General features: G+C 66.9%; 20 protein-coding genes. 14 read left to right on the top strand and 6 right to left on the bottom strand.

Annotated features, from left to right (window positions below):
• Nucleotide 1 precedes the first annotated feature (1 nt).
• From ACFWP0_RS25435 to ACFWP0_RS25380, 12 genes are all read left to right on the top strand, one after another.
• On the top strand, nucleotides 2-1,261 hold the full coding sequence (locus ACFWP0_RS25435; protein WP_377846887.1) for a flavin-dependent oxidoreductase: 1,260 nt from the start codon (nucleotides 2-4) through the stop codon (nucleotides 1,259-1,261).
• 24 nt (nucleotides 1,262-1,285) lie between these two features.
• Nucleotides 1,286-2,251, top strand: a complete 966-nt coding sequence (locus tag ACFWP0_RS25430; protein WP_377846885.1) for a tripartite tricarboxylate transporter substrate binding protein — start codon at nucleotides 1,286-1,288, stop codon at nucleotides 2,249-2,251.
• Nucleotides 2,252-2,296: 45 nt separating this feature from the next.
• Nucleotides 2,297-2,935, top strand: a complete 639-nt coding sequence (maiA, locus tag ACFWP0_RS25425) for a maleylacetoacetate isomerase (protein WP_377846883.1) — start codon at nucleotides 2,297-2,299, stop codon at nucleotides 2,933-2,935.
• A complete protein-coding gene (locus tag ACFWP0_RS25420; RefSeq protein WP_377846881.1) occupies nucleotides 2,932-3,315 on the top strand; it encodes a chorismate mutase in 384 nt (127 codons plus the stop codon). Before maiA ends, ACFWP0_RS25420 begins: the two co-directional genes overlap by 4 nt.
• Entirely contained in the window at nucleotides 3,308-4,336 is a 1,029-nt protein-coding gene (locus ACFWP0_RS25415; protein WP_377846879.1) for a Bug family tripartite tricarboxylate transporter substrate binding protein, read from the top strand. Before ACFWP0_RS25420 ends, ACFWP0_RS25415 begins: the two co-directional genes overlap by 8 nt.
• 51 nt (nucleotides 4,337-4,387) lie before the next feature.
• Nucleotides 4,388-5,740 (top strand): FAD-dependent oxidoreductase, encoded by a 1,353-nt coding sequence (locus ACFWP0_RS25410; RefSeq protein WP_377846877.1) that lies wholly within the window; start codon nucleotides 4,388-4,390, stop codon nucleotides 5,738-5,740.
• Nucleotides 5,741-5,759: 19 nt separating this feature from the next.
• The gene (locus ACFWP0_RS25405; RefSeq protein WP_377846875.1) at nucleotides 5,760-6,986 is read left to right on the top strand and encodes a 3-hydroxybenzoate 6-monooxygenase; all 1,227 of its coding nucleotides are present in this window, start codon (nucleotides 5,760-5,762) and stop codon (nucleotides 6,984-6,986) included.
• Nucleotides 6,987-7,094: 108 nt separating this feature from the next.
• Nucleotides 7,095-8,270 carry an ABC transporter substrate-binding protein gene (locus ACFWP0_RS25400; RefSeq protein WP_377846873.1) on the top strand — a complete coding sequence of 392 codons (1,176 nt, stop codon included), beginning with the start codon at nucleotides 7,095-7,097 and terminating at the stop codon, nucleotides 8,268-8,270.
• Nucleotides 8,271-8,338: 68 nt separating this feature from the next.
• A complete protein-coding gene (locus ACFWP0_RS25395; protein ID WP_377846871.1) occupies nucleotides 8,339-9,253 on the top strand; it encodes a branched-chain amino acid ABC transporter permease in 915 nt (304 codons plus the stop codon).
• Between the two features lie 11 nt (nucleotides 9,254-9,264).
• Complete coding sequence (locus tag ACFWP0_RS25390) at nucleotides 9,265-10,293, top strand: branched-chain amino acid ABC transporter permease (RefSeq protein ID WP_377846869.1); 1,029 nt, start codon at nucleotides 9,265-9,267, stop codon at nucleotides 10,291-10,293.
• Nucleotides 10,286-11,038: an ABC transporter ATP-binding protein gene (locus ACFWP0_RS25385; RefSeq protein ID WP_377846867.1), complete on the top strand. Its 753-nt coding sequence runs from the start codon at nucleotides 10,286-10,288 to the stop codon at nucleotides 11,036-11,038. The genes ACFWP0_RS25390 and ACFWP0_RS25385 overlap by 8 nt, the downstream gene beginning before the upstream one ends.
• Nucleotides 11,038-11,730, top strand: a complete 693-nt coding sequence (locus ACFWP0_RS25380; RefSeq protein WP_377846865.1) for an ABC transporter ATP-binding protein — start codon at nucleotides 11,038-11,040, stop codon at nucleotides 11,728-11,730. Before ACFWP0_RS25385 ends, ACFWP0_RS25380 begins: the two co-directional genes overlap by 1 nt.
• A gap of 10 nt (nucleotides 11,731-11,740) precedes the next feature.
• Here the strand turns inward: ACFWP0_RS25380 and ACFWP0_RS25375 are convergent, their stop codons facing one another.
• The 6 genes from ACFWP0_RS25375 to ACFWP0_RS25350 form a co-directional block, all read right to left on the bottom strand.
• A complete protein-coding gene (locus tag ACFWP0_RS25375; protein ID WP_377846863.1) occupies nucleotides 11,741-12,103 on the bottom strand; it encodes a glyoxalase superfamily protein in 363 nt (120 codons plus the stop codon).
• Between the two features lie 139 nt (nucleotides 12,104-12,242).
• Entirely contained in the window at nucleotides 12,243-13,259 is a 1,017-nt protein-coding gene (locus tag ACFWP0_RS25370) for a Bug family tripartite tricarboxylate transporter substrate binding protein (protein WP_377846861.1), read from the bottom strand.
• Nucleotides 13,260-13,458: 199 nt separating this feature from the next.
• Complete coding sequence (locus tag ACFWP0_RS25365) at nucleotides 13,459-14,199, bottom strand: amino acid ABC transporter ATP-binding protein (RefSeq protein ID WP_377846859.1); 741 nt, start codon at nucleotides 14,197-14,199, stop codon at nucleotides 13,459-13,461.
• Nucleotides 14,200-14,260: 61 nt separating this feature from the next.
• A complete protein-coding gene (locus ACFWP0_RS25360) occupies nucleotides 14,261-15,361 on the bottom strand; it encodes an amino acid ABC transporter permease (RefSeq protein WP_377846857.1) in 1,101 nt (366 codons plus the stop codon).
• 1 nt (nucleotide 15,362) lies between these two features.
• The gene (locus tag ACFWP0_RS25355) at nucleotides 15,363-16,553 is read right to left on the bottom strand and encodes an amino acid ABC transporter permease (RefSeq protein ID WP_377846855.1); all 1,191 of its coding nucleotides are present in this window, start codon (nucleotides 16,551-16,553) and stop codon (nucleotides 15,363-15,365) included.
• A 129-nt stretch (nucleotides 16,554-16,682) separates the two neighbouring features.
• On the bottom strand, nucleotides 16,683-17,699 hold the full coding sequence (locus ACFWP0_RS25350; RefSeq protein WP_377846853.1) for an amino acid ABC transporter substrate-binding protein: 1,017 nt from the start codon (nucleotides 17,697-17,699) through the stop codon (nucleotides 16,683-16,685).
• Between the two features lie 290 nt (nucleotides 17,700-17,989).
• On the opposite strand from ACFWP0_RS25350, the gene ACFWP0_RS25345 reads away from it, so the two are divergent.
• Both ACFWP0_RS25345 and ACFWP0_RS25340 read left to right on the top strand, forming a co-directional pair.
• The gene (locus ACFWP0_RS25345; protein WP_377846851.1) at nucleotides 17,990-18,751 is read left to right on the top strand and encodes a cell division ATP-binding protein FtsE; all 762 of its coding nucleotides are present in this window, start codon (nucleotides 17,990-17,992) and stop codon (nucleotides 18,749-18,751) included.
• Nucleotides 18,748-19,656: a cell division protein FtsX gene (locus tag ACFWP0_RS25340; protein WP_377846849.1), complete on the top strand. Its 909-nt coding sequence runs from the start codon at nucleotides 18,748-18,750 to the stop codon at nucleotides 19,654-19,656. The genes ACFWP0_RS25345 and ACFWP0_RS25340 overlap by 4 nt, the downstream gene beginning before the upstream one ends.
• The last annotated feature ends 100 nt before the right edge of the window (nucleotides 19,657-19,756 follow it).

Raw genomic sequence — 19,756 nt, 5'->3', positions numbered from 1 at the left:
CATGCGATCCGATACCGATGTGATCATCGTCGGCGCGGGCGTGGGCGGCCTGGTGCTGGCGCTGAGCCTGCACCAGGCGGGCATCGCCTGCCGCGTCTACGAGGGCGTGCGCGAGATCAGGCCGCTGGGCGTGGGGATCAACCTGCTGCCCCACGCCACCCGCGAACTCGACGAGCTGGGACTCTTGCCCACGCTGGACGCCATCGCCGTGCGCACGCGCGAATCGGTGTTCTATACGCGGCACGGCCAGTTCATCTACGGCGAGCCCGCCGGCATCGACGCCGGCTACGACTGGCCGCAATACTCCATTCATCGCGGCGACCTGCAAATGGCGCTGCTGGCGGCGGTGCGCCAGCGCCTGGGCGACGACAGCGTGGTGGTCAACGCCCGCTGCACCGGCGTGGAACAGGACGCCGACGCGGTCACCGCCCGCTTCCAGGACAACGACGGCAATGCGCTGCCCCCGGTGCGCGGGCGCATCGTGGTCGGCTGCGACGGCATCCACTCGGTGCTGCGCAAGCAGCTCTATCCACAGGAAGGCGCGCCGCGCTATTCCGGCGTCAACATGTGGCGCGGCACCACGCGCTGCAAGCCCTTCCTGTCCGGCGCCAGCATGGTGCGGGCGGGCTGGCTGTCCACCGGCAAGATGGTCATCTATCCCATCCGCGACAACATCGACGCCGACGGCAACCAGCTCGTGAACTGGGTGGCCGAGATCGAGGCCGCCGAGCCCGCCGTCCGCGACTGGAACCGCAGCGGCCGGCTGGAAGACTTCTTCCCCGCATTCTCCAACTGGCATTTCGACTGGCTGGATGTCGCGCGCCTGATCCAGGACGCGGACGCCATCCTGGAGTACCCCATGGTGGACCAGGACCCGCTGCCCACCTGGACGCAGGGCCGCATGACGCTGCTGGGCGACGCCGCCCATCCCATGGTGCCGCGCGGCTCCAACGGCGCGGGGCAGGCCGTGGTCGACGCCCGCTACCTGACCGGCCAGCTCAAGCGCCTGGGCCTCACGCCCGAGGCGCTGCAGCAGTACGACCGCGTCCGCGTCGAAGCCACCACCCGCGTCGTGTTGACCAACCGCAGCAATCCGCCCGACGCCATCCTGCGCGAAGTGCACGAGCGCTCGGCGGACAAGCCCTACGCCCGGATCGAAGACGTGATCAGCCGCGAGGAACTTGAAGGGATTTCGCGCCGCTACAAACAAGTGGCGGGCTTCGACCCCGAGGCGCTCAAGGCGCGGGCGCCCTACGTGTAGTCCATGCAAGACTGGAGACAAACCATGTGCAAATTCCTTCGCGTCCTGGCCGCGACGATCCTGGCGTTCACCGCCACGGCCAGCCACGCGGCCTGGCCGGACCGGCCCATCACCCTGGTCGTGCCCTTCACCCCGGGCACCGGCATCGACCTGATCGCGCGCCAACTGGCGGCCAGCCTGCCCCAGACGCTGGGCCAGCCCGTGGTCGTGGAAAACCTCGCGGGCGCCAGCGGCAATATCGGCACCGAGAAGGTCGCGCGCGCCAACCCCGACGGATACACGTTCCTGGTGACGGTGAACACCTTTGTCATGAACAGCAGCCTGTACAAGGGCAAGCTGCGCTTCGATCCTCAGCAGGACTTCGCGCCCGTCGGCCTGACTTCCTGGGGTTCATTGCTGCTGGTCACGCACCCGTCCAACCCCGCCAATACCGTCGCGGACGTGGTCCGCGCGGCCTCCGCCGCACCCGGCAAGCTCAGCTACGGAACGCCCGGGGTGGGCACGCCGCATCACCTGTCGATGGCGCTGTTCCTGGACCGCACCGGCACCGCCATGCTGCACGTGCCGTACAAGGGCACGGCCGGCGCGGTCACCGACATGCTGGGCGGCCGGCTGGACTACATGTTCCTGCCCGTGCACGTGGCGCTGCCCCAGGTGAAGGCGGGCAAACTGAAAGTGATTGCCACCGGCAGCCCGAAGCGCCTGCCGCAGCTGCCCGATACGCCCACGCTGACCGAGGCCGGACTGCAAGGCGCGGACGTGGACATGTGGTACGGCGTGCTGGGCCCCAAGGGCACGCCGGCAGCCATCGTGGACCGCATGAACCGCGAGATCAACGCCATCCTGAAGGCCCCGGCCACCGCCACCGCGTTCGACGCGCAAGGCATGGTCCCGGCCACCTCCACGCCCGCCGAGTTCGGCGCCCTGATTGCCCGTGACGCCAAGCGCTGGGACGACGTCGTCGCGCGCACCGGCATTACGGCCGAATAGCGATCCCCGCCAGCCCCGTCCACATCCCTTATCGACGCACACTCCATGCAACTCCACAGCTTCTTCAACAGCTCCACGTCCTACCGGGTGCGCATCGCGCTGGCGCTCAAGGGCCTGTCCTACGAGTACCTGCCCGTGAACCTGCGCAAGCAGGAGCAGCGCGACGCGGGCTACGTGGCCAAGAATCCGTCGGCGGGCGTGCCCCTGCTGGTCGATGGCGACACGCAGCTGTCGCAGTCGCTTGCCATCATCGACTACCTGGACGCCACCCACCCCGAGCCGCGCCTGATCCCGGCCGGCACGCTGGCCCGCGCGCGCGTGCTGGAGCTGTCCGACGCCATTTCCTGCGACATCCACCCGGTCAACAACATGCGCATCCTGCGCTATCTGCAAGAGGTGCTGGGCGCCACCGACGAGCAGAAGACCGCCTGGTACCACCATTGGATCCGCGAGGGCCTGACCGCCGTGGAAGCGCTGCTGGCCCGCCACGGCCACGGCGCCTACTGCTTTGGCGACGCGCCCACGCTGGCCGATTGCTGCCTGGTTCCGCAGGTGGCCAACGCCCAGCGCATGGGCTGCGACCTGTCCGCCTACCCGCGCATCCTGCGCATCCATGAACACTGCGGCGCGCAACCCGCCTTCCAGCAGGCGGCGCCCGCCCGGCAACCGGACTTCAGCCTATGAGCACGCAAGAACCCGACACCCAAGGCGCGCCGCTGCGCGAATACGCCGACCCCGCCTACCGCCCGCTGTGCGCCAGCCTGGCCGAGGTGCGCGCCCACATCGACCGGCTGGACGACGACATCGTCCGCCTGATCGCCGAGCGCGCCATGTACGTGAAGGATGCCGCGCGCTTCAAGCGCGACGCCTTCCAGGTGAGCGCGCCCGCGCGCCAGGCCCAGGTCTTCGAAAAGGCCCGGAAGCTTGCCGGCCGCCACAACCAGGGCTTTGCCAATCTGGAACAGGTGGTGGACGCCACCTACCGGGCGATGGTTGCCGCCTTCATCGCCAATGAACAGACCTATTTCGACACCATGAAAGACGTGGGAGACACGCATGCATGAATTCTCGACCCCGGCGCCCGCGCGCCTGCTTTCGGACCTGCTCGCGCGCCGCCTCGCCTCCCGCGCGCTGGCCCTGGCGCTCGCGGCGTTCGCGCCGCTGGGCGCCGTCCACGCCGCCGACGCCTGGCCCACCCAGCCGCTCAAGGCGGTGGTGCCGTTCGGCCCCGGATCCAGCCCCGACCAGGTCGCCCGCATCGTCGGCGAAAAGGCCGGCGCCATCCTGGGCCAGACCATCGTGATCGAGAACAAGCCGGGCGCCAGCGGCAACATCGGCACCTATGCCATCGCCAACGCCAAGCCCGACGGCTACACCTTCGGCGTCTCCATCACCGGCCCGCTGGTGAACAACACGCTGCTGTTCGACAAGCTGCCCTATGCGCCCGCCACCGACCTGTCGCCGCTGACGCTGGCCGTGCACCAGCCCAATGTGCTGGTCGTGCCCGCCAGCGCCGGCATCGGCAACATCGGCCAGTTGCTGGAAGCGCTGAAGAAAAACCCGGACAAGTACAACTTCCCGTCGCCGGGCGCGGGCACCGTGTCGCACCTGGCCGTCGAGCTGCTGCTGCAGCAGATCGGCGCGCGCGCCACGCACGTCCCCTATCCCTCGTCGCCCGCCGCGCTGACCTCGCTGTTGTCCGGCGACACGCAGTTCGCCGCGCTGCCGCCCATCGCGGTCATGCCCATGGTGCGGGACGGCCGGCTGAAGGCGCTGGCCGTCACCTCGTCCAAGCGTTCGGCGCTGCTGCCCGACATTCCGACGCTGGCCGAAGTGGGCGTGCAAGGCATCGAGGGCTCGGCGTGGATCGGTTTCGTGGTGTCATCCAAGGCGCCGGCCGACGTCCAGAAAAAGCTGTCGGACGCGCTGATCCAGGCCATCCGCGATCCGGAAGTCGCCAAGCGGCTGCAAGCCCAGTTCATGGACCCGGTAGGCGACACGCCCGCCGAGTTCCGCGGCTACATGGACGAAGAATTGAAGCGCTGGGAACCGCTCATCAAGAAGCTGGGCATCAAGGGCCAGTAGGCCGCCGGGCCAGGCAGTTCCGCAGCAACCGCAATACGCAAGGAGAATCAGATGCTCATCACCGAACCCGCCCGCCAGATACCGCTCCATGGCGAATATGAAGTCGTCGTGCTGGGCGGCGGCCCGGCCGGCGTGCTGGCGGCCGCCAGCGCCGCGCGCAACGGCGCCCGCGTGCTGCTCGTGGAACGCTACGGCTTTCTGGGCGGCATGGGCACGGCGGCCGGGGTGTCCAACTTCTGCGGGCTGCACGCCAACATCCACGGCGATATCCGGCAGGTGGTGCACGGCATGACCGACGACCTGCTGGACCGCATGCGCGCGATGGACGGGCTGAACGATCCGCATCTGATCCTGGGCAAGATCCACGCCCAGGCCTACGACATCTCGGCCTTCAAATGCGCGGCCGACGGGCTGGTGCAGGACAGCGGCGCGCAGGTGCTGTTCCATGCCCTGGCCACGGGCCTCACGCGGGACGCGGACGGCCGCGTGGACGCGCTGTTCCTGGAAACCAAGTCCGGCCGCTGCGCCGTGCGCGCGAAAGTATTCATCGACTGCTCGGGCGACGCCGACATCGCCCAGTGGGGCGGCCTGCCGTTCGAAAAGGGCGACGAGCACGGCCGCATGCTCTACCCCACGCTGATGTTCAAGGTGGGCAACGTGGACGGCGCGCGCGCACAAGAGGCCTGGAAGACCATTCCCCAGCTCATGGACGAGGCCGCGGCCAGCGGCGAATTCACCTTCCCGCGCCGCGGCGCCATCGTGCGCCCGCAAAAGCACGACTACGAATGGCGGGTCAACGTGACCCAGCTGGCCAACGCGGACGGCAGCGCGGCCGACGGCACCGACGCCGGCTCGCTGTCGGCGGGCGAACTCGAAGGCCGCCGCCAGATCGTCCAGTACCTGGCCTTTCTGCGCGCCAAGGTGCCGGGTTTCGAACAGGCCTACGTGCTGGACATCGCGCCCCAGCTGGGCATACGCGAGACGCGCCGCATCGTGGGCGAGGCGGTGCTGAGCAAGGAGGACGTGCTGGGCTGCGCGGATTTTCCGGACAGCATCGGCGTCAACGGCTGGCCGCTGGAAATGCACACGGCCGGCGACGTGCAATGGGTGTGGCCGCCCATCCCCGAATCGCGCGGCTACAACCAGCTTCCGTTTCGCATGATGGTGCCCAAACGCGGCGCGGGCGTGGCGGACAACGTGCTGGTGGCGGGCCGCTGCGCCTCCATGACGCACGAGGGCCAGTCGGCCGCGCGCGTCAGCGGCAGCTGCTTCGTGATGGGCGAGGCGGCGGGCACCGCCTCGGCGATGGCGCTGCGCGCGGGCATCGCGCCCGGCGCCGTGCCCATTCCCGCCTTGCAGGCGCAACTCCGAAAACAGGGCGCCTTCCTGGGCGGCCAGGACTGAACCGGCGCGGGACTCCGATATGACGACAAGCTTGGCAGGAAAACCGAAAGCGCAATCCGTGATCGTCGTGGGCGGCGGCATCGGCGGCCTGGCCGCCGCGCTGGCGCTGACGCGGCAAGGCATTGCCGTGCAGCTGCTGGAGCAGGCCGCGCACATCGGCGAGATCGGCGCCGGCATCCAGCTCGGGCCCAACGCCTTCGCGGCGCTGGATGCCCTGGGCGTGGGCCAGACGGCGCGCATGCGCGCGGTGTTCACGGACCACATCATCATGATGGACGCGGTGGACGCCAGGGAAGTCGTGCGCATCGAAACGGGCAGCGCCTTCCGCGCCCGCTTCGGCGGCCCCTACGCCGTGATCCATCGCGCCGACATCCATTTGTCCATCCTGGAAGCCGTGCAGCAGAATCCGCTGATCCGCTTTCGCACGTCGACCCAGATCGCCGGCATGTCGCAGGACGGACATGGCGTGGAGGTCGTGGACACCCAAGGCAACCGCTACCGCGCGGATGCGCTGGTGGGCGCGGACGGCGTCAAGTCCGTGGTCCGCGAACGCATGGTGGGCGACCCGGCGCGCGTGACGGGCCACGTGGTCTACCGCGCCGTGATCGAACGCGACAACATGCCCGAAGAGCTGCGCGTCAACGCGCCCGTGCTGTGGGCCGGCCCGCACTGCCACCTGGTGCACTACCCCTTGCGCGGCGGGCAGCAGTACAACCTGGTCGTCACCTTCCACAGCCGCGAACAAGAGGAATGGGGCGTGCGCGAAGGCAGCAAGGAAGAGGTGCTGTCGTACTTCCAGGGCATCCATCCGCGTCCGCACCAGATGCTGGACCGCCCGACCTCCTGGAAGCGCTGGGCCACCGCCGACCGCGAACCCGTCGAGCACTGGGGCCAGGGCCGCGCCACCATCCTGGGCGACGCCGCCCACCCCATGACGCAATACATGGCCCAGGGCGCCTGCATGGCGCTGGAAGACGCCGTGACCCTGGGCGAAGCCGTCCGGCATTGCGGGCACGACCTGCAAGCCGCCTTCCGGCTGTACGAATCGGTCCGCATTCCGCGCAGCGCGCGCGTGGTCTGGTCGACCCGGGAGATGGGCAGGCTCTATCATGCGCGGGGGGTGGAACGCACCGTGCGCAACATGCTGTGGACGGGCCGCAGCCAGTCCCAGTTCTATGACGCGTTGCAGTGGCTGTACGGATGGAAGGTGGAAAACTGCCTCACGGCGGGGAATAGTGCGCAGTAAAAAATGCCCCACGCCGCGCACGCTGCGCGTGCTTGCTGCCCCCGGGGGGCGCTTTTCGCCTTGAGGCGGCTCGGCGGCAAAAAAACATAATCGCAAGAGGAGACAACCATGAAAAGAACCACAATCCGCGGCACCGCCGCCATCATGCTGTCCTTGGCTTCATACGCGGCCAGCGCGCAGCAGAAACCGGTGGACATCGGCTTCATCGGCACCCTGTCCACGCCCGCCGGCTACATCGGCGAAGACGAACGCGACGCCTTCATGCTGGCCGTGAAGGAAGGCGGCGGCAAGCTGGGCGGCGTGCCGGTCAACGTGCGTGTCGAGGACGACGCGCTCAAGCCCGCCAACGCCAAGCAGATCGCCGACAAGATGGTGCAGGGCGGCGTGCGCCTGTTCACCGGCATCAACTTCTCGAACGTGATGGCCGCGGTCGGTCCCACCGTGCTGAACGCCGGCGCGTTCTACGTCAGCCTGAACGCCGGCCCGTCCAACTACGCGGGCAAGGCCTGCAACCCCAACTACTTCTCCGTCGCGTTCCAGAACGACTCGTACGCGGACACCGCGGGCATGGCGGCCAATGAGCTGGGCGCCAAGCGCGTGGTCATCATGGCGCCCAACTACCAGGCCGGGCGCGACGCCGTCGCCGGCTTCAAGCGCACCTACAAGGGCGAGATCGCCGACGAGATCTACACCAAGCTGGAGCAGGCCGACTTCTCGGTGGAACTGGCGCGCATCCGCTCGCTCAACCCCGACGCCATCTTCCAGTTCCACCCGGGCGGCGCGGGCATCAACCTGACCAAGCAGTTCGCCAATTCCGGCCTGGCCGAAAAGATCAAGATGATCACGCCCATCTATTCGATGGACGACCGCATGCTGGCGGCGACCGGCACGGCGGGCAAGGGCTTCTACCTGAGCTCGCTCTGGAGCGCCGACCTGGACAACCCCCAAAGCAAGCACTTCGTGGAGGCCTTCACCAAGGCCTACAACCGCGCGCCCACCGCCTACGCGGCGCAGGCCTACGACACCGCCAACCTGATCGCCTCGGGCCTGAAGGCTGTCGACGGCGACATCGCCGGACGCGCGGACGACTTCCGCAACGCCTTGCGTAAAGCAGACTTTCCCAGCGTGCGCGGCAAGTTCAAGTTCGGCTCGAACCAGCATCCCATCCAGGACTGGTACCTGCTGCACATCGAGGCCGGCCCGGACGGCAAGCTCGTCTACAAGAACCTGAAGGTGCTTGCCCGCGACCACACCGACGTCCACGCGGCGGATTGCAAGATGTAGGCCCGCGCCGCGCATGACGGGCTGCGCGCAGCAGCCCGCCATGCCGCCTCACTCCACAAGGAGTTCCAATGCTGATGTTCCTGGAGCAGGTCTTGAACGGCCTGCAATACAGCGCATTGCTGTTCCTGTTGTCGGCGGGCCTGACGCTGGTGTTCGGCATCATGAACGTCATCAACCTGACGCACGGCTCGTTCTACATGGTGGGCGCGTTCTGCGCGGCCAGCGCGGCCGCGTCCACGGGCTCGTTCGCGGCCGCCGTGCTGGCCGCGCTGGCGGGCGCGGCGCTGTATGGACTGGTGGTCGAACTGCTGGTCATCCGCCACCTGTACCGCCGCGACCACCTGGACCAGGTGCTGGCCACGCTGGGCCTGACGCTCTTCACCAATGAGCTGGTGACGGTGCTGTTCGGGCGCAGCCCGCCCTTCATGGACATTCCGCCGTTCCTGTCGGGCTCCGTGACGCTCCTGCCCGGGCTGAACTATCCCATCATGCGGCTGGCCTTCATCGGCGCGGGCGCGCTGGTGGCGCTGGGCCTGTGGCTGCTGATCTCGCGCACCCGGGTCGGCATGCTGGTGCGCGCCGGCGCCGACGACGGCGAGATGGTCGACGCGCTGGGCGTGAACATCCAGCGCCTGTTCACCCTCATCTTCACGCTGGGCGCGCTGCTGTGCGGCTTTGCCGGCGTCATGGCCGCGCCCCTGCTGGCCGTGGAAATCGGCATGGGGGAACGCATCCTGATCACCACCTTCGTGGTCATCGTGGTGGGCGGCGTGGGCTCGGTGCGCGGCGCGCTCGTGGGCTCTTTGATGATCGGCATGACCGACGCGCTGGGGCGCGCCTACATCCCGTTCTGGATGTCGCGCCTGCTGCCGCCCGAACTGTCGGACTCCGCCAGCTCCAGCCTGGTGTCCGCCAGCATCTACATCCTGATGGCCATCGTGCTGCTGTTCCGGCCGCGCGGTCTTGTGCCCGCCCAGCGCTAGGAGCGATACCCATGACCAGCCAAACTCCGGTGTCTGACACCCTTCGCATTCCGGTGTCTGACACCCGCATCCCCGCAAGAAAAATCATCGTCAACACGATCGGGCTGCTGCTGTTCGCCCTGGTGCCGGCCATCGCGTCGGCCACGGGCGAAGCCTTCCTGGTCAACCTGATGACGCGCTTTCTCATCTACGCCATCGCCGCCGTCAGCCTGGACCTGATCCTGGGCTATGGCGCCATGGTGAGCTTCGGCCATGCCGCCTTCTTCGGGCTGGGCGGCTACGTGATCGGCATCGTGGGCTTTCACCTGGGCCAGGGCGACACGCTGTTCGGCTGGAGCGGCAGCAACGCCGCGCTGGTCATGTGGCCGCTGGCCGTCGCCGCGGCCGCGCTGGCCGGACTGGTGGTGGGCTTCCTGTCGCTGCGCACCTCGGGCGTGCAGTTCATCATGATCACGCTGGCCTTCGGGCAGATGCTGTACTTCATCCTGGTGGGCCTGATGGTCTACGGCGGCGACGACGGCCTGTCCATCGACGCGCGCAACACCCTGCCCGGCCTGGACCTGAACCGCCCCGCCACCTTCTATTACGTGTGCCTGGCGCTGCTGGCGGCCTGGGTGCTGGTGTGCCGGCGCATCGTCAATTCGCCGTTCGGCATGGCGCTGCAAAGCATCAAGCAGAACCCGCGCCGCAGCATCGGCCTGGGCCTCGCGCCGCTGCGCTACCGCCTCACCGCCTTCGTCCTGTCGGCCGCGGGCGCCGGGCTCGCGGGCGCGCTGTGGGCCAACTACGCGCTCTTCGTCAGCCCCGACATGTCGGCCTGGCAGAAGTCTGGCGAACTCATGGCCATGGTGATCCTGGGCGGCATGGGCTCCATCTTCGGCCCCGTGCTGGGCGTGGCCGTGTACCTGGGACTGGAACAGGTCGCCACCGCCTGGACCGAGCACTGGATGCTGATCCTGGGCCCCGTGCTGGTGCTGGTGGTGCTGTTCGGCAAGCGCGGCGTCTACGGCTGGCTGGTCGGAGGAAGAAGCAATGACTGATCGTCCGAAGCTGGAAATCCGCGGCCTGCGGAAGACCTTCGGCGCCGTGCAGGCGACGCAGGGCGTCAACCTGGAGGTCAGGCCCGGAGAACTGCACGCCCTGATCGGCCCCAACGGCGCGGGCAAGACCACGCTCTTGTCCCAGATCAGCGGCGAGATCCTGCCCGACGCCGGCAGCATTTTGCTCGACGGCGCCGACATCACCCGCATGCCCGCCCACAAGCGGCCCGCGGCGGGGCTGGCGCGATCCTTCCAGATCAGCCAGCTCTACCCCGACTTCACCGCCGAAGACAACGTCGCCATGGCCGTGCAGGCGCACAGCGCCGGCGGCTTCAACCTGTGGAAGAACGCCCGCCGCCAGGCGCGGCTGCGCGAACCCGCCCTGCAGGCGCTGCGCCGCGTCGGCTTGGGCGACCGCGCCCACGTGCGCGTATCGGCCCTGGCGCACGGCGAGAAGCGCCAGCTTGAACTGGCCATGGCCCTGTCGCTGGACGCGTCCCTGCTGCTGCTGGACGAACCCATGGCCGGCATGGGCGCCGAGGAGTCCCAGCGCATGACGGCGCTGCTGCAGGAGCTGAAGGGCCGCTACGCCATCCTGCTGGTCGAGCACGACATGGACGCCGTCTTCGCGCTGGCCGACCGCGTCACCGTGCTGGTCTACGGCAAGACCATCTTCACCGGCGCCCCCGACGAGGTGCGCCGCCACCCCGACGTGCGCGCCGCCTACCTGGGCGAGGAAGACTGATGCTGCAAGTCAAACAACTGCAAGCCGGCTACGGCGCCAGCAAGGTGCTGTTCGGCGTGGACCTGGACATCGCGCCGCGCCAGGTCGTCTCCCTGATCGGCCGCAACGGCATGGGCAAGAGCACCACCGTCAAGACGCTCATGGGCATGCTGCCCGCGCAAGGCGGCAGCATCCTGCTGGGCGGCAAGCCCATCAACGGCCTGCCCCCGCACCGCATCGCGCAACTGGGCATCGGTCTCGTGCCCGAAGGCCGCCGCGTCTTCGGATCGCTGTCGGTGGAAGAAAACCTGATCGCCACCGCCCGCAACACGCAGGCCGGCTGGCACGTGGGCCGCGTCTTCGAACTGTTCCCGCGCCTGAAGGAACGCCGCGCCCAATCCGCCCGCACCCTCTCCGGCGGCGAACAGCAAATGCTGGCCGTCGGCCGCGCGCTGCTCATCAACCCCCGCCTGCTCATCCTGGACGAAGCCACCGAGGGCCTCGCGCCGCTGATCCGCCAGGAAATCTGGAACTGCCTGCGCCGCCTGAAGGACGAAGGCCAGACCATCCTGGTGATCGACAAGAATCTCAAGGAAATGGCCACCCTGGTGGACCGCCACCACGTCCTGGAGAAAGGCCGCGTCGTCTGGCAAGGCAGCCCCGCCGAACTCGCCGCGCAACCCGAACTGGCGCAGCGCTACCTGGGCGTCTAGCCCTCGGGGCCTAGTCCTTGTCTTCGCAAAAACTCAGGCGGTTGCCAAACGGATCGATGACCGCCATCACCCGCCCCCAGGGCATGTCTTCCACGCCCGGCCGCATATACCCATAGCGCTTGGCGCTGACCTCGGCGTGATATTCATCCACGCCCTGCATCCGCACAAACACCGCGGACCCGGGCGTCGCATCGCCATGATGCTCGCTCAGATGCAGGACCAGATCCCCGCGGTGCACCTGCGCATAAAGCGGCACTCCCGTTTCAAACCGATGTTCCCAATCCCACGAGAACCCCAGAAAATCCAGATAGAACTCGCGCGCCTTCTCCACCGAGAAGATACGCAAAATGGGAATCGCGGCGTTCAATTGCATGACGGCCCCTTGGCAGCATTCAAAGGACAACCAGCATAAATCACAACCTAACGGCAAGCCAACGCGCATTGCGCGCAGCGCAGGCCGCCAACGCGACGGGCGGCTAAAGAACCAGCAGCCGCCCGTCAATACAAACCAATCAATTCAAACTAGCACCCGAGATCTTCACGATCTCCTGATACTTCGCCTTCTCGCCCTTGACGAACTCCGCAAACGCCTCAGGCGTCATCGCACCCGCCTCGGAGCCCATCGTCAGCAACCGCTGCTTGACATCCGGCTGCTGCATCGCCTCCGCATAGGCCTTGTTCAGCTTCGCCACCACCGGCGCAGGCGTCCCGCCCGTCGTGAACACCCCGAACCACGTCCCCAGGTCAAATCCCGAGACCCCCGACTCTTCCACCGTCGGCACATCCGCCAGCAGCGACGAACGCTTGGCGGTCGTGACCGCCAGCGCCTTCACCTTTCCGTCCTTGATCAACGGCGCCGACGCCGCCAGATTGTCGAACATGAAATCCGACTGCCCCGACAGCAGCGCCAACTGCGCCGGCGCCGCGCCCTGGTAGGGAATGTGCTCGACATTGATGCCCGCGCGCGCCTTCAGCAGCTCGCCCGACAGATGGCCCGCGCTGCCGTTGCCGCCCGAACCGTAGTTCAGCTTGCCCGGATTCTTCTTTGCATAGTCGATCAGGTCCGCCAGCTTCTCGATCTTGTTCTTCTGCGCGAACTCCACGTTCATCACCAGCACGTTCGGCACCGACGCCACGATCGTCACCGGCGCGAAATCCTTCACCGGGTCATACGGCAGGTTGGCGAACAGCCAGGGATTGATCGCGTGCGTCGCGACCGCGCCCATCACCAGCGTATAGCCGTCGGCCGGGGCCTTGGCCACCAGGTCGGCGCCGATGTTGCCGCCCGCGCCCGAACGGTTTTCCACGATCACGGGCTGGCCCAGCGAGCCGCGCACCTTCTCGGCCAGCATGCGGGCCATGGTGTCCAACGGGCCGCCAGGCGGATAAGGCACGACAAAGCGGATCGGCTTGGCCGGGAAATCGGCGGCTTGCGCCAGCGCGGGCGCGCCGAAAGGCAGGGTGGCGGCCAGCGCCACGGCGCCTTGCAACAGAGCGCGGCGCACAGCGCTGCGGGGGGTATTCGTCATGATGGTGTTCTCCTCCGGATCAATGGCGGTCAGTAGCATACCGCAGGCAAGAGAACGGCGTAACAAAGGGATACCAGGCAGATGGGCCGGATTTCCCCGGAATGAACCACGGCCGGCCAATGAAAAAACCGCCCGAAGGCGGTTTTGAGGCCGGTGTCAGACACCTTTGTGACGCCGGTGTCAGACACCTTTGTGACGCTCAGTGCAGGATCTGGCTCAGGAAGAGCTTGGTCCGGTCGTTCTGCGGGTTATCGAAGAACTCGTCCGGGCTGTTCTGCTCGATGATCTCGCCGCGGTCCATGAAGATCACGCGGTTGGCGACCTTGCGCGCAAAACCCATTTCGTGGGTCACGCATATCATCGTCATGCCGCTTTCCTGGGCCAGGTTGACCATCACGTCCAGCACTTCCTTCACCATTTCCGGATCCAGCGCGGAAGTCGGCTCATCGAACAGCATGATCTTGGGGTTCATGCACAAGGAACGCGCGATCGCCACGCGCTGCTGCTGGCCGCCCGACAGCTGGCCGGGAAACTTCTTGGCCTGCTCCGGGATGCGCACGCGCTCCAGGTACTTCATCGCCGTCGCTTCCGCTTCCGCGCGCGGCTTCTTCAGCACCCACATGGGGCCCAGCGTCAGGTTCTCCAGCACCGTCAGGTGCGGGAACAGGTTGAAGTGCTGGAACACCATGCCGACGTCCTTGCGGATGGTCTCGATGTGCTTCAGGTCATTGGTGAGCTCCGTGCCGTCCACGATGATGTGGCCCTTCTGGTGCTCTTCCAGCCGGTTGATGCAGCGGATCATCGTGGACTTGCCCGAACCCGAGGGTCCGCACACCACGATGCGCTCGCCTGGCGCGACGTCCAGGTTGATGTTGCGCAACACGTGGAACTGGCCGTACCACTTGTTCACGTCCTGCAAACGAATAATGGCATCCGACATGCCTGTACTCCCGTAAGTATCGCTGGGCGCGCCCGCCTTGCGGCGGACGCGCGGCAAATTGCTAGCGTGCGTGATCGGTGGCCAGGCGTTTTTCCAGCGCCTGGCTGTATTTGGACATGGAGAAGCAGAACACGAAGTAGATGAGCGAGATGAACAGATACGCCTCCACCCCGAATCCGCGCCATGCCGCGTCGGACAAGGCTGCCTTGGCCGCCAGCGTCAGGTCGAAGATGCCGATGATCACCACCAGCGACGTGTCCTTGAACAGCGCGATGAAGATGCTGACCAGCGGCGGAATCACGATCTTCAGCGCCTGCGGCAGGATGATCTTGCGCATCTGCTGCCAGTAGTTCAGGCCCAGCGAATCCGCGCCTTCGTACTGCCCCTTCGGGATCGCCTGCAAACCGCCGCGCACCGTTTCGGCGATGTACGCCGCCGCGAACATGATGATCGCGATCTGCGCGCGCAGCAGCTTGTCGATGGAGAAGCCTTCCGGCAGGAACAAGGGCAGCATCACCGACGACATGAACAGCAGGCTGATCAGCGGAACGCCGCGGATCAGCTCGATGTACACGACGCACAGCGCCTTGATGGCGGGCATCTTCGAGCGCCGGCCCAGGGCCAGCAGCACGCCGATGGGGAACGCGAAGGCGATGCCGAACGTGGACAGGATGAGCGTGAGCGGCAGGCCGCCCCAGCGCGCGTTCTCCACGTAGGTCAGGCCGAACACGCCGCCCCACATCAGGAGCGCCACGGCCGTCAGGCCCACGGTCCAGATGACGGCCAGCTTCCAGTTCCAGAAGCGGCGGATGCCGCTGCAGACGATCACCCCCACCAGGATGACGGTGGCGATCAGGGGCCGCCACTGTTCATCGAAGGGATAGGTGCCGAACAGGATCAGCCGGTGCTTCTCGATGATGAACGCCCAGCAGGCGCCGCCGGAAGCTCGGCATTCCTGGGCGTTGGTCGCGCTGAAGTTGGCCTTGATGAAGGCCCATTCCACCAGCGCCGGCACCGCCATCAGCAGGAACCACGCAAGCAGCACCGTGATGAGGATGTTCAGCGGGGTGGAGAACAGGCGGGTCTTGAGCCAGGCCCACGCGCCGACCTGATTGCTGGGCGGCGGCAGGGCTTCGCTGGGGGTATGCGTAGTGCTGCTCATCTCAACGCTCCACCAGCGCGATGCGCTTGTTGTACCAGTTCATGAATATCGAGATCGACAGGCTGACCGTGAGGTACGCGCCCATGATGATGAGAATGCCCTCGATGGCCTGGCCCGTCTGGTTCAGCGTCGTGTTCACCACCGACACGATGTCGGGGTAGCCGATGGCCACGGCCAGCGAGCTGTTCTTAGTGAGGTTCAGGTACTGGCTGGTCATCGGGGGGATGATCACGCGCAGCGCCTGCGGCAGGATCACCAGGCGCAGCACCTTGGCGCGCGGCAGGCCCAGCGAGCCGGCGGCTTCCCACTGGCCGTTGTTGACGGCCTGGATGCCCGAACGCACCACTTCGGCGATGAACGCCGAGGTGTAGATCACCAGACCCGCCAGCAATGCGGCGAATTCCGGCGACAAGGTCAGGCCGCCCGAGAAGTTGAAGCCCTTGAGCTCCGGCATGTTCAAGGTCAGCGACGCGCCGCTGACCAGCCAGCCGATGATGGGAAAGCCGATCAGCAGGCCGATGGCCGCGCGTCCCAGCGGGAAAATGCGGCCCGTGGCTTCCTGGCGCTTCTTGCCCCAGTGGCCCAGCAGGATGATCGCCACGATGGCCAATCCCAGCCCGGCCAGCATCCAGTCCAGCGAATTGCCTTCCAGCGCCGGCACTTTCAGCCCGCGGTTGGAAATGAAGACGCCGGGCAGCGGATTGTGCGCCTGGCGCGGACCCGGCATGTTTTCGGTGATCAGCGCATACCAGAAGAACAGCTGCAGCAGGAGCGGCACGTTGCGCATCACCTCGACGTAGACCGAGGTGATCTTCTTGACCAGCCAGTTCTTGGACAGGCGGCCGATGCCGATCAGGGTGCCGAGGATGGTCGCCAGCACGATGCCGATGACGGCCACGCGCAGGGTGTTGAGCAGGCCGACCAGGATGGCGCGGCCGTAATTGTTTGCGGGGGTGTAGGCGATGGGCGTTTCGCCGATCGCGAACCCGGCCTCACGGTTCAGGAACCCGAAGCCCGTGGCGATGTTGCGCACGGACAGGTTGTGGAGCGTGTTTGAAACCAGGAACCACACGGCCCAGGCTACCGCGGTCAGCGCAAGCACCTGGTAGACCACCGAGCGTACGCCGGGATCGTTCCAGTTCAGACGCCGGGGGGGTGCCGAAATCGGGACGTTTTTATTGGGAGTCGTCATGATGAATCTACAGAAGTCGGACACCGGGCGGCAAGGCCGGAAAGACCAGGCCACCCACTCCTGCCGCCCGCGCGGTGGCGGGCCAGGCAAAACGGAGCGCGAGGCTCCGTTTTACCAGGCAGCCGTGTGTTAGCGCACCGGCCAGCCGTACATCAAGCCACCCTGCTTGTACGAAGCGTTCAAGCCGCGCTCCAGCTTCATCGCGCTGCTCTTGCCCAGCGTCGCCTCGAAGCTTTCACCGTAGTTGCCCACGTTCTTGATGATGTTGAACGCCCACTTGTCGTCCACGCCCAGGTTCTTGCCCATGCCCGGGGTCACGCCCAGGATGCGCTGGATGTTGGGGTTGGGGCTCTTGGTCATTTCCTGGACGTTGGCCTTGGTGATGCCGTATTCCTCGGCTTCAAGCATGGCGTTCAGCGACCAGCGCACGACGTTGAACCATTGCTCGTCGCCCTGGCGGACCATGGGGCCCAGCGGCTCCTTGGAGAAGTCTTCCGGCAGGATGATGAACTTGTCCGGATTCTCCAGCGTCGTGCGGGTGGAAGCCAGCTGCGACTTGTCGGTCGTGAAGGCGTCGCAGCGGCCGGCCGAGAAGGCGCGAATGATTTCGTCGTACTTGTCGATCACGACAGGCTTGAACTCGATCTTCTGGCCGCGGAACCAGTCGGCCAGGTTCAGCTCGGTGGTGGTGCCGGGCTGCACGCAGATCGTGGCGCCGTTCAGTTCCTTGGCGCTCTTGACGTTCAGGTCCTTGGAGACCATGACGCCCTGGCTGTCGTAGTAGTTCACGCCCACGCCGATCAGGCCCAGCGTCGTGTCGCGCGTCAGCGTCACGGTGGTGTTGCGGGTCAGCACGTCGACTTCGCCGGACTGCAGTGCGGTGAAGCGCTGCTGCGTGTTCAGCGGCGTGAACTTGACCTTGGTGGCGTCGCCGAACATGGTCGAGGCGATGGCGCGGCACAGGTCCACGTCGATGCCCTTGTATTCACCCTTGCTGTCCGCGATCGAGAACCCCGGAATGCCCGTTGAAACCCCGCACTGGACAAACCCTTTCTTCTTGACGTTATCGAAGGTCGCGCCCGCATTGGCAGCCGCGGATGCAGCGAGCAGGGCGGCGCCAATGGCAGCGAGTTTCAGTACTTTCATCGTGATCTCCGTGTGGGATGAAGCGAATCCTTGCGCAGGCCGGGTTGGGCCCATGCATGGGGCGGATGGTAGCGTCCGCGCCGCAGGCGGCGCATCCGGGAATTCCCTTGAAATATAGGGACACTGGATGAAATGAAACGCTGTTTTCAGACAAAATCGGGGACACCGTTTCCCCGGGTGCAAGCCCGTCCCGGCCGTGCCGCCGAAGCCGTCCGGGCGCCGCCCCGCCAAGAGGTGTAGGCCACCTTAGTGTCCCCGAGTTACTATTGCGGCTTCATCTGACAGCCGCCATGATCGAATTCCAGCACGTATTCAAATCATATGGTCGCGGCCGCAATATCCTGGCCGACATCAACTTCCGCGTGAGCGCGGGAGAATTCGTTTTCGTATCGGGGCCGTCCGGCGCCGGCAAATCCACACTGCTCAAGCTGATCGGCGGGCTGGAGCCCGCGAGCCGCGGGTCCATCCAGGTCAACGGCCAGCGGCTGGACAAGCTGCCCGCGCGCGCCCGGCCCTATCTGCGCCGCGCGGTGGGGGTCATCCTGCAAGACACCCATCTGCTGTTTGACCGCAGCGCGTTTGAAAACGTGATGCTGCCGCTGGCGGTCACGGGCCATGCCTGGGGCTCGGCCGCGGCGCGCGCCCGCGCCGCGCTGGACAAAGTGGGGTTGTCGGGCAAGGAAGACCTCAATCCCATCGAGCTGTCGGGCGGCGAACAGCAGCGCCTGGCGATCGCCCGCGCCATCGTGAACCGGCCCGCCATCCTGATCGCGGACGAACCCACCGCCAACCTCGACCACGACAACGCGCAGCGCATCATGAACGTGTTCCGCGACTTCAACCGCGTCGGCGTGACCACCCTGATCGCCTCGCACGACCAGGAACTCATGGCGCGCTACGCCTCGCGCACCTTGCGCATCGATCCGGGCAAGTTCGCCGATTCCCACGGCAACGGCGCGCCGCCGCCCTCCGACGCCGGACGCCCCGCGCCCGGCCGGACCGAACCCGGCCGCGCCGCGCCTGGCCGCGACCATTCGGGAGAGACCGCATGAACGCCTGGCTGCGGCAACACCGCTATGCGCTCCTGGTCACCCTGCGCCGGCTGATCAAGCAACCGTTCTCCTCGCTCGCCAACCTGCTGGTCATGGCCCTGGCCCTGGCGCTGCCGCTCCTGGGCAGCGCCATCCTGGTGTCGGTGCAGCCGGTGGCGCGCGAAATGTCCGTCACCCCCGAAGTCACCGTGTTCATGCGCGTGGACGCGCCGGCCGGCGCCGCCGCCGATGTGGCCAAGCGCATCAAGGACGAATACCAGCAGGACGTGCGCGCCGTGCGCGTGGTGGGCCGTGAAGACGCCCTGGCCGACCTGCGCGCCAATCCGGCCTGGCAACAGGCGCTGGCCGTGCTGCCGGGCAACCCGCTGCCGGACGCGGTGGTGGTCACCCTGGCCGAAGGCGACAACCTGGCCGGGCGCGCCGACAAGCTCGCGGGGGCCTGGAAGCAATGGAACCACGTGGACCTGGTGCAGCTGGACAGCGCCTGGGTGCAGCGGCTGGAGGCCATCCTGCGCTTTGCCCGCATCGGGCTGGGCTTCCTGGCCGCCTGCGTGGCGGTGGTGGTGCTGGCCACCGTTTTCAATACCGTGCGCATGCAGGCGCTCTCGCAGCGCGAGGAAATCGGCGTGGCGCGCCTGGTCGGCGCGACCGAATCCTTTGTGCGCCGCCCCTTCCTGTACCTGGGCGCGCTCTCCGGGGCCGCGGCTTCGCTGCTGGCCATCGGCGTGGCGGCCATCGCCCTGTCGCCGCTAAACGACGCCCTGCTCGGGCTGGCGCGCAGCTACGGGGCCGAGTTCGCCCTGCATCTGCCCGGCGCGCCCGTGCTGATCGGCGCGGTCATTGCGTCCGCCGCCCTGGGCGCGCTGTCGGCCCGCTGGTCCGTCACGCGCAGCACGCGGTTCTAAAGCTCCGTATAACGCCCCTTCCTCCCCGTGATCCGGGGAAAGCCCGCCGACAGGCCTGTGTAGGATGGTTGCCAGCCATCCTCGCGGGCCTTTGGCTTTT

It is taken from the genome of Achromobacter sp. NPDC058515, assembly GCF_042721735.1.
GTDB lineage: Bacteria > Pseudomonadota > Gammaproteobacteria > Burkholderiales > Burkholderiaceae_B > Achromobacter.
This window is presented reverse-complemented; position numbering and strand designations above follow the sequence as displayed.

Excerpts from the sequence above, each read along its gene's own strand:
- ACFWP0_RS25435 (WP_377846887.1), top strand. The coding sequence starts at position 2 with ATGCGATCCGATACCGATGTGATCATCGTCGGCGCGGGCGTGGGCGGC.
- ACFWP0_RS25355 (WP_377846855.1), bottom strand. The coding sequence starts at position 16,553 with ATGACGACTCCCAATAAAAACGTCCCGATTTCGGCACCCCCCCGGCGT.
- ACFWP0_RS25405 (WP_377846875.1), top strand. The coding sequence starts at position 5,760 with ATGACGACAAGCTTGGCAGGAAAACCGAAAGCGCAATCCGTGATCGTC.
- ACFWP0_RS25365 (WP_377846859.1), bottom strand. The coding sequence starts at position 14,199 with ATGTCGGATGCCATTATTCGTTTGCAGGACGTGAACAAGTGGTACGGC.
- maiA (WP_377846883.1), top strand. The coding sequence starts at position 2,297 with ATGCAACTCCACAGCTTCTTCAACAGCTCCACGTCCTACCGGGTGCGC.
- ACFWP0_RS25410 (WP_377846877.1), top strand. The coding sequence starts at position 4,388 with ATGCTCATCACCGAACCCGCCCGCCAGATACCGCTCCATGGCGAATAT.
- ACFWP0_RS25420 (WP_377846881.1), top strand. The coding sequence starts at position 2,932 with ATGAGCACGCAAGAACCCGACACCCAAGGCGCGCCGCTGCGCGAATAC.
- ACFWP0_RS25340 (WP_377846849.1), top strand. The coding sequence starts at position 18,748 with ATGAACGCCTGGCTGCGGCAACACCGCTATGCGCTCCTGGTCACCCTG.
- ACFWP0_RS25385 (WP_377846867.1), top strand. The coding sequence starts at position 10,286 with ATGACTGATCGTCCGAAGCTGGAAATCCGCGGCCTGCGGAAGACCTTC.
- ACFWP0_RS25375 (WP_377846863.1), bottom strand. The coding sequence starts at position 12,103 with ATGCAATTGAACGCCGCGATTCCCATTTTGCGTATCTTCTCGGTGGAG.
- ACFWP0_RS25430 (WP_377846885.1), top strand. The coding sequence starts at position 1,286 with ATGTGCAAATTCCTTCGCGTCCTGGCCGCGACGATCCTGGCGTTCACC.
- ACFWP0_RS25395 (WP_377846871.1), top strand. The coding sequence starts at position 8,339 with ATGCTGATGTTCCTGGAGCAGGTCTTGAACGGCCTGCAATACAGCGCA.
- ACFWP0_RS25360 (WP_377846857.1), bottom strand. The coding sequence starts at position 15,361 with ATGAGCAGCACTACGCATACCCCCAGCGAAGCCCTGCCGCCGCCCAGC.
- ACFWP0_RS25380 (WP_377846865.1), top strand. The coding sequence starts at position 11,038 with ATGCTGCAAGTCAAACAACTGCAAGCCGGCTACGGCGCCAGCAAGGTG.
- ACFWP0_RS25370 (WP_377846861.1), bottom strand. The coding sequence starts at position 13,259 with ATGACGAATACCCCCCGCAGCGCTGTGCGCCGCGCTCTGTTGCAAGGC.
- ACFWP0_RS25415 (WP_377846879.1), top strand. The coding sequence starts at position 3,308 with ATGCATGAATTCTCGACCCCGGCGCCCGCGCGCCTGCTTTCGGACCTG.
- ACFWP0_RS25350 (WP_377846853.1), bottom strand. The coding sequence starts at position 17,699 with ATGAAAGTACTGAAACTCGCTGCCATTGGCGCCGCCCTGCTCGCTGCA.
- ACFWP0_RS25400 (WP_377846873.1), top strand. The coding sequence starts at position 7,095 with ATGAAAAGAACCACAATCCGCGGCACCGCCGCCATCATGCTGTCCTTG.
- ACFWP0_RS25390 (WP_377846869.1), top strand. The coding sequence starts at position 9,265 with ATGACCAGCCAAACTCCGGTGTCTGACACCCTTCGCATTCCGGTGTCT.
- ACFWP0_RS25345 (WP_377846851.1), top strand. The coding sequence starts at position 17,990 with ATGATCGAATTCCAGCACGTATTCAAATCATATGGTCGCGGCCGCAAT.